Here is an 11,265-nt window from a genome sequence, read left to right on the forward strand (position 1 = left end):
GGCTGGAGTGGGTGGCGAGTCTGAGGAAGGGGAAGGGGGAGTGGGAGACGGCGCTGGAGGCGCTGGGGGCGCTGTACGTGAAGGGAGTGGAGGTGGCGTGGAGCGAGTACGAGAAGCCGTACGCGCGCCGCACCGTGTCCCTGCCCACCTACCCGTTCCAGCGGCGTCGCCACTGGCACGCCGAGCCCGTGCCCCAGCCGCGCGTGTCGTCGCCGTCCACCTCGTCGTCCGTGGTCCGCGTGGCCTCGCAGCTCCAGGCCTCGAGCGAGCTGGGCAGCGTGGGCGTGGCGGACGTGTACTCCGACTTCGGCCGCTCCTTCGAGCGCTTCAACACGCGAGGCCAGGAGCTGTACCTGCACTGGGCTCCGCTGCGTGAGGTGCCCAAGGGCTTCTCGTGGCTCAAGGTCTTCTACCCCGACCTCTTCCCCGAGGACGACCACGTCCACTTCGAGCACGTCTACGGCGAGGCGCTGCGCGAGCTGCGCTCCGTCACGTACCGCGCGGTGGACTTCTCCTCCATCCGGCGGGTGCTCGACATCGGGTGCGGCTACGCGTCGGACCTCATCGACCTGGCGAAGAACCACGCTCACCTGAAGCTGGACGGCTACAACATCACGCTCGCGCAGGTGGAGGCGGGCGGCAAAAAGGTGAAGGAGCGCGGCCTCCAGGACCGCGTGCGCCTGTTCAACCGCGACAGCTCGAAGGACGAGTTCCCGGACCAGTACGAGCTCATCCAGGCGTTCCAGGTCATCCATCACATCGAGGACAAGCGCGGCGTGCTGGCCAACATCCAGCGGCACCTGGCCAACGGAGGCCTGTTGGTCGCGTCGGACATCGTCTCCACGGTGGACGAGACGCTGCGCCACGAGGAGTCCGAGGCGCACCTGCTGCCGCGCAAGGAGTGGGCGCAGCTCTTCGCCGAGGCGGGGCTGCGCATCATCGGCTGCGTGGACCTGAGCCGCGAAATCAGCAACTTCTTCGATGACCGCGAGTACGACGCGTCCATGGCGCGGCTCAAGCAGAACATCACCGCCGCCGAGAGCGCCTTCATCGTGGGCCCGCACATGCTGGGCAAGCTGCTGGGCACGGGGCTCGCGCAGTACCTGGTGCTCACACTCCAGAAGGAGCCCTTCCTCAGTCGCGACGTCCTGCTCTCCATGAACCAGCGCTACCTGGACGCGCCCCAGGCCTACGCGGACATCGTGGCCCACGCGGACGCGGAAGGGCGCTTCCCGCTCGAGGCGCCGCGCTCGGCCAGCACCACCGCGGCTGTGCGCTCCACGCAGTCCACGGGCGGCCTGTCGCTGTCCGCGGACCCGGCGCAGGCCCGGGGGCAGCTCAAGTCGTTCCTCGAGGAGCGCATCCGCAAGGTCCTCCAGCTCGCGAAGGAGGACAGCGTGGCGTTCGACTCGACGTTCATCTCGCTGGGCTTCGACTCCTTCACGGGTCTGCAGCTCAAGAACGTGCTCGAGAAGGAGCTGGGCGTGTCGCTGCCCATGTCCCAGCTCTTCGAGGACCTGAGCCTGGACGCGCACGTGGACCGGATGCTCGCGAGCGTGAAGCGCGCCGCGCCCGCCGCTGAGCCACCGCCGGCCGCGACCGAGCCCACCCTGGACGTGGACGCCATGTCCGAGGACGAGGTCAATGCCCGGCTCCAGGCCCTGCTCAAGTCCTAGTCGTCATCCCGCTTCCACTCTCTCCAAGGAAAAACCATGAGCCTCAAAGACCTCCCCATCACCCTCGCCGGCAAGCTGCACGACATCGAAATCGTCCACTTCACCGTGGACCTGGAGGAGATGAAGCAGCACATCCCCTCGCAGTTGAAGGTGCGCTCGGTGGGCGGCAAGTCCGTCGTGTCCCTGGTGAACGTGACGCCGCACCGCATGGGGCCCCAGTTCCTGCCCCCCGTCATGCGCCCCACGTATCAGGCGTTCCTCTTCCGCACGCTGCTGGAGGACGCCGAGTACAACGAGGAGAAGAAGGACAAGGGCCTGTACTTCACCGCGGTGCGCTCGCCCAGCTTCATGGCGCGCACGGGCCTGAAGCTCTTCACCGACATCGTCATCGAGTCCTGCGTCACCACGCGCACCGGCAACCGCGTGGACCTGCGCACCGGCGACCGCTTCGTGCGCTACGAGCTGGATGACCACGCCCCGGTGACGGTGGACCCCGAAATCGAGGACATCGCCAACACGCTGGACCGCGCCTACACCGTCAACGCGGACGGCGTGGTGCGCCGCGTGGTCATCGAGCGCTACCGCTGGCCGCTCAAGCAGGTGGCCTGCAAGGACTTCGCGACCAACTTCTTCAAGTCCGCCGAGCCGCGCGCTTGCTACAAGGTGACGGAGGTCATCGACTACATCTGGAAGCCCTTCGAGGTCATCGCGAGGCCCCGGGCGTGAGCGGCCCGTTGCCCTATTCGGGGGCCGAGTACTGGAAGAACTACCTGCTGCGTTGGTACGGCGGCGAGGAGACGCTGCGGCAGTGGACGCGGCACGTGCGTGAGAGCACGTACCGCGGACAGCACCGCACGCACGCGCTGGACCTCTACCCAGGGGCCAGTCCCGAGCGGCCCGTCATCATCCTGGTGCCGGGCTCGGTGTCCTACGGGCGGCTCTTCGCCTACCCGGCGCTGCTGCTGCGCGAGCTGGGCTACAACGTCATCACCTTCGACTTCGAGGGCTGTGGCCTGGACCGTCAGGGCCTGGGCGACTACACGCTCGAGGCGCACGTGAAGAACCTGGTGGACGTCATCCAGCGCGCGCGCCAGGAGTTCAAGGGGCCCGTCGTCACCTTCGGCCTGAGCTTCGGCGGCATGACGTCCTATCTCGCCGCCGAGCGCACGCCGGTGGACGTCATGGCCTGGTACGCCTGCGTGGACCCGAGCGACCGCGAGTTCATCCAGACGGAGTTCAGCCCCGGCAAGGCCATGCCCCTGGTGGTGAGCCTCTTCCGGGGACTGGCGAAGCTGATGCCGAAGGTGCGCGTGCCGGTGAAGGCGTTCCTCCAGTACTCGCGGCTGTCGGACTCGGCCGACTTCAACGACGCCTACGGCAAGGACCCGCTGGTGGGCGGCAGCTGCACGCTGCGGGCGATGGTCAGCGTGATGTCCGACTACCAGAAGAGCGTTCCGTTCGGCGCCGCGCGCTTCCCGTTCCTGGTCATGCATGACCGGCAGGACCGGATGTTCCCCATGAAGTACAGCCGCAAGACGTACGAGCAGCTCGGGGACATCCCCAAGGCGTACGTGGAGCTGGCGGGGCAGGGCCACTGGCCCACGTCGCCCGAGGGGATGAAGGCGCTCATCGCCCCGCTCGACACCTTCCTCCAGGGTCTGCCCCTGGGCGCGAGGGCCGTGGGCAGCTGACGCCCGCGGGAGGACGAGGCCGGGGGCGCACCTGCACCCGGCCTCGGTGCCTCACGCCAGGACGAGCACGCGAGCGCCGGGCTCGGAGGCGAACAGCTCTCGCACCAGGCCCGCGCGGTTCTCCCGCACGACGCGCTGGTTGATGGAGCCCTTGTCCGTCAGTTCGTGCGTGTCGAAGGACGGAGGCTCGGCCACCAGCAGCAGCCGGCGGATGGCGTGGGACGAGCCCGGGAAGGCGCGGTTGTGGCCCTCGAGCGACTCGCGCAGCCGGTTCAGCACGTCCTGGCGCGCGTGCGGCGGCGTGTCAGCCGGCGCGGGGCCGAGCAGGGCGGTGATGGCGTTGGGGTTGAGCCAGGCCATGACGCCGACGGCCTCCTCCCCGAGCCCGCAGATGACGCAGTCGGAGAGCAGCGGCGCGGCGGTGGTCAGCACCTGCTGCCGCAGGGCGCTCGCGGCCACGCGGGTGCCGGTGTTGAGCTTGAAGTCCTCGGCCAGTCGCCCCGCGAAGACGAGCCCCGCCTCGGGCCGGGCAGGGTCGAGGAAGCGCACCGCGTCGCCCAGCTCGTAGAAGCCCTCCTCGTCGAAGCCCTGTCGTCCCGTGGGCTCGGCGTCGTGGCCCGGCGTCACCGTGGGGCCCTTCACGCGCAGGGCGTGGCGGTCATCGGTGGGCACCAGCTTGAGCTGGACTCCGGGCAGGGGCAGGCCCACGAGGCCCGTCTCGTCGGTGGTCCAGTGCACCTGGGTGATGCACTGGGTCTCGGTGGCGCCGTAGATGGTGGTGAAGGGGATGCGGTGGCCCACCGTCTTCACCGCGAGCGCCTGCAGCTCGTTGGCGACGGGCGTGGGCAGGGCGGCGCCGCCGTAGGCCATCGTCTCCAGCCGGCGGAAGAAAGCCTGGCACAGCTCGGCGTCGGTGCGCAGCGCATCCACCAGCATGCGGAAGGCGACCGGGACGGAGGAGAACTCCGTGGGGGACACGCTCTTGATGTTGGCGATGGTCTTCTCGAAGAGGCCGGGCATGGGCCGGCCCTCGTCGAGGTAGACGGTGGCGCCGCGCAGGAGGTTGTGGTTGAAGCCGATGTTGCCGCCGCCCACGTGGCTCCAGGGCATCCAGTCGAGGATGACGGGCGCGGGGCGGTCCGAGGCGGGCAGCTCCAGCGCCGCCCAGCTCGCGAGCTGGTGACACATCATCCCCTGGGTCTGCGCCACACAGCGGGGCTGCGCGGTGGAGCCGGAGGTGAACATCCACTTGGCCACGGTGTCGTGGTGGATGCGCTCGATGGAGTCGTCCACGGCGGACGTGGGCTGTGTGTCCAGCCACGAGGACAGCCGCGAGTGACGGGGCGCCGCGGGGGTGCCGGTGGCGGTGACGACCTCCACGTCGGAGAGGTCCAGGGCCTGGAGGGCCTTGGCGAAGCGGTCCGCGTCATCGGTATAGACGATGGCGGGCCGGCACACGGCGAAGGCGTGGCGCAGCTTGCCGTGGTCCGCGCTCCACAGGGAGAAGGGCACGCTGATGGGGGCCACGGGGACGCGGGCCATCATGGCCCCGAGCATCACCACGGCGAACTCGATGGAGCTGCCGGAGAGGAGCATCACCGAGCGGCCCTCGGGCAGCGCGCGCGAGAGCAGGCCCTGGGCGAAGGCGCGCGCCTGCCGGTGGATGTCCGCGTACGTGTGCTGTCGCCACGAGCCCTCCGGCGCGCGCTGCGCCAGGAAGACGCGGTCGGGGATGGCGCGGGCCTGTCGGGCGAGGACGTGGACGATGCTGCGCTCGACGTCCGCGTACGAGTAGCCGCTCTCGAGCAGCAGCGAGCCATCCGGGCGGGACTGGACGCGCACGCTGGGGCCGCGCATGGCGAGGGGACGGTAGGGAGTGTTCGTTGTCATGGGTGTGGGCTCCAGGGGCTCTCAGCGACCGACGAAGCGCGCGGGGCGCTTCTCCAGGAAGGCGCGGGGACCCTCGACGGCGTCCTCCGTCTGGTAGATGGGCTCGGCGATTTCGAGCTCCCGGCGCAGGGCGTCCTCGAGCGGCAGGCCCAGGCACTCGCGCACGGAGCGGCGGATGAGGCGCACGGCGACGGGGCCGTTGGCGGCGATCTGCTCGGCGAGCTGGAAGGCGGTGGGGAGCAGCTCCGCGCGCGACACGACGCGGTTGAGGAAGCCGAGCTCGAAGGCGCGGGAGGCGGGGATGAGCGCGCCGGTGAGGAGCATCTCCATCGCGTGGGCCTGGGGGAGCTGCCGGGGCAGGCGCACCGTGGAGCCGCCCGCGGGGAACAGGCCCCACTTCACCTCCTGGAGGCCGAAGGAGGCCTCATGGCAGGCCACGCGCAAGTCCGTGGCCTGGGCCAGCTCCATGCCGCCGGCGACGGCGTGGCCGTTGATGGCGGCGATGACGGGCTTCTCGCAGTCGAAGTCGCGCAGGATGGCCTTCCACCCGAAGCTGCGGTCGGCGACGAGCGCCTCCTCGAAGCGGTCCTGCGGCTTGCGCGCGCCGGAGAGCAGGGGGATGGTCTTCACCAGGTCCGCGCCCGCGCAGAAGGCCTTCTCGCCCGCGCCGGTGACGATGCCCACGCGCAGGTGTTCATCCCGACGCAGCCGCTCCCAGGCCTCGGCCAGCTCATAGGCCATCTGCGCGTCGATGGCGTTGCGCGCCTCCGGCCTGTCCAGGGTGATGAGCGCCACATGGCCTTGCACGTCGAAGCGGACTGTCGCCATTCGGGATTCCTTGCACGAGGATGAGTCCCCGAGACTAGCTTCTCTCGCAGTGAAGGCGTGCGGCATGAGCGCACGAATTCATGGCGCGCCGTGGCAAGGCGCGTGCGGTGACAGGCATTGGGCCATGAGGCGGTGATGACCCCGACGAGGGCCTCGCGGCGAGGGCTGCCCGGGGTGCGCCGGGCAGCCCCGCTTCGCTACTTCGTGGAGGCGTCGGGTGCGGGGGCCGGAGGGGCGACGACGGAGACCTTGCCCTCATCCTGCTGGAGGGTGTGCGTGCTGCCCGGCGTGTAGCGCTGGAACTCCTCCAGCGTGGCCGGGACGTAGGTGATGGCGGGCCCGGCATCGCCGTGGAAGCGCACGGTGTACTTCACCTCGCGGGCGTCGCGCTCCTTCTCGCCAGAGTGCAGGGCCTTGGCGGGCTTGAGCTCGGCGGCGGTCGGCCAGCGCGTCTGCACGGTGGTGCCCTGGGCCTTCACGTCCCGCTCGTGCCTCCAGCGCCACGCCTTCCAGGTGTACCAGGTGGCGTCGCGCGGCACGCCGCGGTAGCGCGGCTCCTTGCGCGTGCGGCGCTCGTCGACGTAGCGCGGCTCCTTGCGCGTCTTGGTCACGGAGCAGTAGCGCGTCTTGCAGCGCTTCTCTCCACCGGTGCAGGTCGTCTTGCAGGTGGCGAAGCCGTTCTTGTTGCTGGTGCAGGTCTCCTTGCACTTCTCGGGCGTGGTGGTGCAGTCCTCGCCGCAGGCCTCCTTGTCGCGGTAGGTCTCGGTGGTGAAGCCCTTCTGGACGCGCTCGGTGTAGGAGACGGTCTGGTAGCCGTCGAGCACCTGGTCGTCGTGGTGGTGGCGCTTGCCCTGGGCCTTCACCTGGAGGGCGTCCTCCGGCCGGTCCTCCTCGAAGCCCTCCTCGTCCACCAGGCGGTAGCGCTCCACGCTCACGGTGTGTTCCCAGGCGACGTCCTGGACCTGGAGCGCGCGCGTCCACTCAGGGCCCTTGGCGGCGGTGGTGGCGGCGGCGGTTTCCTTCGTCGTGGACGACGAGCCGCTCTGTCCGGCGATCATCGCGGGGCAGCAGCAGAAGAGCGCGAGGCCCAGGAGGATGTAGCAGCCGATGCGGCGGGGCTTGCTCTTCCCGGTGGGCAGCTCGGGAGGAGGCGGCACGGAGTCGGCGGTGCTCTTGCCATCGACGGCGGAGGCGCCGCAGTTCTTGCAGCCACCGTCGAGGGCGCGCTGGTCGCTCTCGCAGTAGGCGCAGCGCCAGTGGGGGCCGGAGGTGGCCATCCTGAGCAGCGCTTCGTCCGTCACGGTGACGGCGGAGGCGGTGTCCTCCGGCATCTCGTACTGCTCGCTGCCGTCCTTGGCGTTCTTGCAGCGCTGGCACACCATGTGGCGGCCGAGGTTGCGGTGGTTGCAACTCGAACAACGCCAGAACATCTCAATATGCCGCTCCGACGTCTTGGTGTTTTCCCCCTCGGGTGAATACGGCCGAGCGGAGCGGCCTATAACAGTTCTACCGCAGCGCCGCGAGCGCCGCGCTGACCTTCGCCACTGTCACTGACACGGGCGTCGTCACCTCCGGCGCGAAGATGGCCACGCGGAGCTCCTCGAAAGCCCACCGCAGCTCCTGCGCCGCCTCCGGGTCGCGCACGGTGGCGCTCTTGGTGAGGAAGGTCTCCCACAGGGGCGTGAACGGCGCGGCTTTCCCCGCGTCCTTGCCCGGGTTCGCCACCGCACGCGACAGCCGCGCCTGCACCGCGCGCAGATAGCGCGGGTAGTGCATCAGTCGCGAGAAGGGGATCCACTCGATGAGCTTCGCGGGGAACAGCTGCGCGAGCTGCGAGCGGATGTCCCGCACCGCCGCCGCGCCGCTCGGCCCCTTGGACGCCGTCTTGAGCGCCGCGAGCGTCTGCGCGAGCTCCCCAGACGTGACGATGACGGCGTTCGCCCAGTCCCGTGCCTCCTGCTCGATGCGCGGTGAGCCCTCTCGCAGCAGCGCGTCGAACGCCGCCTTCGTGCGAGGCAGCGGCGCGCCCGGCGCGAGCTTGAACGCATCATCGACGGCGCGTGCGAGCACGAGCGCCTTGAACGCCTCGGCCTGTCCCCGCGCGGGCGGTGCACCATCCAGCGACGGGAACGGCTGCGGCATGCGCGAGGCGCTGACAGCCACATGCCCGCGCGCGGCGAGCATCAGGAGCCGCCGGACCCCCGTGCGCGAGGCCGCGTCAGCGGCCGCGGACGTCTCCAGCAGCACCAGGTCCACCGTGGCGCCCCGGTCGACGAGCGCCGGATAGCTGCGGACCTCGAGTCCACCGACCCGCCGGGTGACCACCGAGGGCAGCTCCCCGAACGTCCACGCCGTCAGCCCCTTCTTCTCCCAATCCGAGGTCGGCGCCGCGCTGCGCAGCACCGCCCGGGCACGCCCTCCGTACTGCTCGAGCAGCGCGTCGACATCGCGTCCCCGCGCGAGTTCCTTCCCCTTCTCGTCAATCACCCGGAGCGTCAGGCGCAGATACGGCAACACGGCCTCCGCCCGGAAGGACTCCTCGGGCACGTCCATGCCGCTCAGCCGGGACACCGCGCGCGAGAGCGCTGGAATCAACGGCCCGCGGAAGGGCACCAGCTCCTTCGCGAGCAGTTCCACCAGGTCCGGCAACGGCCCCAGCTGCTTGCGCTGGGCGCGAGGGAGCTGCTCGAGCAGGGCGGTCAGCTTCTCCCGGTGCCACCCGGGGATGGTCCAGTCGAGTTCTCCCGGGACCAGTTGGGCGAGCAGCAGCAGCGGCACGCTCAGGGTGATGCCGTCGTCCTCGGCCGAGGGGTCGAAGGTGTACGCCACCGGCACGGACACGCCGTGCAGACCGAGGGTGTCCGGGTAGTTCGCCGGAGACAGCCCCGGGTCGTACGCGAGCGCATCCTCCATCGTGAGGACGAGCACCTCGGGGTCGGCCGCCTCCGCCTTGCGACGCCAGACCTCGAAGCCCGCGCCGTCCGTCACGTCCTCGGGCACGCGCTTGTCGAAGAACGTCAGCAGCGCCTCGCTGTCGAGCAGCTCGCTCTTGCGCGCCTTGTCCCGCAGGCTCGCCACGCGCTCGAGCACCCGGCGGTTCTTCTCCTGGAACGCCCCTCGCGAGCGATACTCGCCCCGCACCAGGGCGTGCTCGATGAACATCAGGCGCGCCCGCTCGGGGTCCATGCCCGCCAGGGCCACGGGCCGCTCCTTGAAGACCGGGAGCCCGAACAGCGTCGCGCTCTCCTTCACGACGGCGCGCGCGGACTTCTCCGACCAGTGCGGCTCGGAGTAGCTGCGCTTGAGCAGGTGCGGCGCCGCCTCGGAGAGCCACTCCGGGTCCAGCTTCGCCGCCGTGCGCGCGAACAACTGGGACGTCTCCACCAGCTCGAACGCCATCACCCAGGCCGGGGGCTTCTTCGCGAGCGCCGACGAGGGGTGCACCATGAAGCGCGTCTGCTTCGCGCCCGTGTAGTGCCGCTGCTCCGGATTCCACTGGCCGATGCGCGACAGGAGCCCGGTGAGGAGCGCCTGGTGCAGCACATCACCCCGCACCGGCGCGCCCTTGCCCTTCTTCGGCAGGCGCAAATCCCGGACGGTCTCCTCCAACTGACGCTGGACGTCCCGCCACTCTCGCACCCGCAGGAAGGACAGGAAGTTGTCCCGGCACACCCGCCGCAGATGCGACGTCCCCCGGCTGTCCGCCTCGCGGATGAAGGCCCACAGCTTGAGCAGCCCCGTGAAGTCCGAGTGCTCGTCACGGAATCTCGCGTGCAGCGCGTCCGCCTTCTGCGCCAGCTCCCGAGGCCGCTCGCGCGGGTCCTGCAGGTTGAGCGCCGCGGCGACGATGAGCACCTCGTCCTGACACCCGTACTCGGCGCCGGCGAGAATCATCCGAGCGATGCGCGGGTCCACCGGGAAGCGCGCGAGCTGGTGCCCCAGGGGCGTCAGCGTGCGCTCCTTGCCCTCGATGGCCCCGAGCTCCTCCAGCACCCGCCAGCCCTCGGCGATGGCCTTCGGCTGGGGCGGGTCGAGGAAGGGGTAGTCCTCGACGTCACCCAGGCCCAGGGACTTCATCCGCAGGATGACGCCCGCCAGCCCCGTGCGCTTGATTTCGGGGTCGGTGAAGGCGGGCCGCGACGTGAAGCTCGCCTCGTCGTAGAGGCGCACGCAGATGCCCTCGCGCACGCGGCCACAGCGTCCCTTGCGCTGGTCGGCGCTGGCCTGGGAGACCGGCTCGATGTGCAGCCGCGTGACGCCCGAGCGCGAGTCGTAGCGAGACAGGCGCGCCACCCCCGTGTCCACGACGTACACGATTCCCGGGATGGTGATGGACGTCTCCGCGACGTTGGTGGCGAGGATGACGCGGCGCTCGGGGATGGAGGCGAAGACCCGCGACTGCTCGGAGGCGGACAGGCGCGAGTACAGGGGCTGCACCACCGTGCCGCGGAGGTTGCGCGCGTTCAGTGCGCTCTCGGCCTCGCGAATCTCCCGCTCACCCGGGAGGAACACGAGCACGTCCCCGTCCGGGTCGAGCGAGAGGACGTTCGCCACCGAGTCGGCGACGGCGTCCGCCAGCTCGTCGTCCTCGGGGGGAGGCTCGTAGAGCACGTCCACCGGGAAGGTGCGGCCCTCCACCTGGATGACCGGAGCGCCGCCGAAGAACTGCGAGAAGCGCTCGGTCTCGATGGTGGCGGAGCTCACCACCACCTTGAGGTCGGGGCGCCGGGGCAGGAGGCGCTTGAGCCACCCGAGCAGGAAGTCGATGGTGAGGCTGCGCTCGTGGGCCTCGTCGAGCACGATGGTGTCGTAGCGGCGCAGCAGCGGGTCGCTGTGGATCTGCGCGAGCAGGACGCCGTCAGTCATGAACTTCACGGCCGTGCTCCGGGACGAGCGGTCCTCGAAGCGGATCTGGTAGCCGACGTCCGTGCCCAGCTCCGTGCCGAGCTCGCGCGCCACGCGCGCCGCCACGCTGGTCGCGGCGATGCGCCGGGGCTGGGTGACGGCGATCTGCCGAGGGCGGCCACGCCCCATGGCGAGCAGTATCTTCGGCAGCTGCGTCGTCTTCCCCGAGCCGGTGGCCCCCGCGACGATGACCACCTGATGGGCGGAGATGGCCTTCGTGATGTCCTCCACCCGGCTCGAGATGGGGAGCTCGGGGGGGAAGCGCAGGGTGGGCT

The 11,265-nt window shown here is 70.3% G+C and carries 7 protein-coding genes; 3 read left to right on the forward strand and 4 right to left on the reverse strand.

The window, feature by feature from the left end:
- The 3 genes from FL311_RS35895 to FL311_RS35905 all read left to right on the forward strand — a co-directional run.
- On the forward strand, positions 1-1,676 hold a 1,676-nt coding region (locus tag FL311_RS35895; protein ID WP_141332188.1), incomplete at its 5' end, for a methyltransferase.
- Between the two features lie 36 nt (positions 1,677-1,712).
- Complete coding sequence (locus tag FL311_RS35900; RefSeq protein ID WP_141332189.1) at positions 1,713-2,402, forward strand: DUF2071 domain-containing protein; 690 nt, start codon at positions 1,713-1,715, stop codon at positions 2,400-2,402.
- Complete coding sequence (locus FL311_RS35905; RefSeq protein ID WP_194869499.1) at positions 2,399-3,367, forward strand: alpha/beta fold hydrolase; 969 nt, start codon at positions 2,399-2,401, stop codon at positions 3,365-3,367. Before FL311_RS35900 ends, FL311_RS35905 begins: the two co-directional genes overlap by 4 nt.
- Positions 3,368-3,418: 51 nt before the next feature.
- On the opposite strand, the gene FL311_RS35910 is transcribed toward FL311_RS35905, so the two are convergent.
- The 4 genes from FL311_RS35910 to hrpA all read right to left on the reverse strand — a co-directional run.
- Positions 3,419-5,257: an AMP-binding protein gene (locus FL311_RS35910; RefSeq protein ID WP_141332191.1), complete on the reverse strand. Its 1,839-nt coding sequence runs from the start codon at positions 5,255-5,257 to the stop codon at positions 3,419-3,421.
- A gap of 21 nt (positions 5,258-5,278) precedes the next feature.
- The gene (locus FL311_RS35915; protein ID WP_141332192.1) at positions 5,279-6,085 is read right to left on the reverse strand and encodes an enoyl-CoA hydratase-related protein; all 807 of its coding nucleotides are present in this window, start codon (positions 6,083-6,085) and stop codon (positions 5,279-5,281) included.
- Between the two features lie 197 nt (positions 6,086-6,282).
- A complete protein-coding gene (locus FL311_RS35920; RefSeq protein ID WP_141332193.1) occupies positions 6,283-7,515 on the reverse strand; it encodes a hypothetical protein in 1,233 nt (410 codons plus the stop codon).
- A 76-nt stretch (positions 7,516-7,591) separates the two neighbouring features.
- Positions 7,592-11,265, reverse strand: a 3,674-nt coding sequence (gene hrpA / locus FL311_RS35925) for an ATP-dependent RNA helicase HrpA (RefSeq protein WP_228557307.1), incomplete at its 5' end; no start/stop codon positions are given.

It is taken from the genome of Myxococcus sp. AB025B, assembly GCF_006518215.1.
GTDB lineage: Bacteria > Myxococcota > Myxococcia > Myxococcales > Myxococcaceae > Myxococcus > Myxococcus fulvus.

Excerpts from the sequence above, each read along its gene's own strand:
- FL311_RS35910 (WP_141332191.1), bottom strand. The coding sequence starts at position 5,257 with ATGACAACGAACACTCCCTACCGTCCCCTCGCCATGCGCGGCCCCAGC.
- FL311_RS35915 (WP_141332192.1), bottom strand. The coding sequence starts at position 6,085 with ATGGCGACAGTCCGCTTCGACGTGCAAGGCCATGTGGCGCTCATCACC.
- FL311_RS35900 (WP_141332189.1), top strand. The coding sequence starts at position 1,713 with ATGAGCCTCAAAGACCTCCCCATCACCCTCGCCGGCAAGCTGCACGAC.
- FL311_RS35920 (WP_141332193.1), bottom strand. The coding sequence starts at position 7,515 with ATGTTCTGGCGTTGTTCGAGTTGCAACCACCGCAACCTCGGCCGCCAC.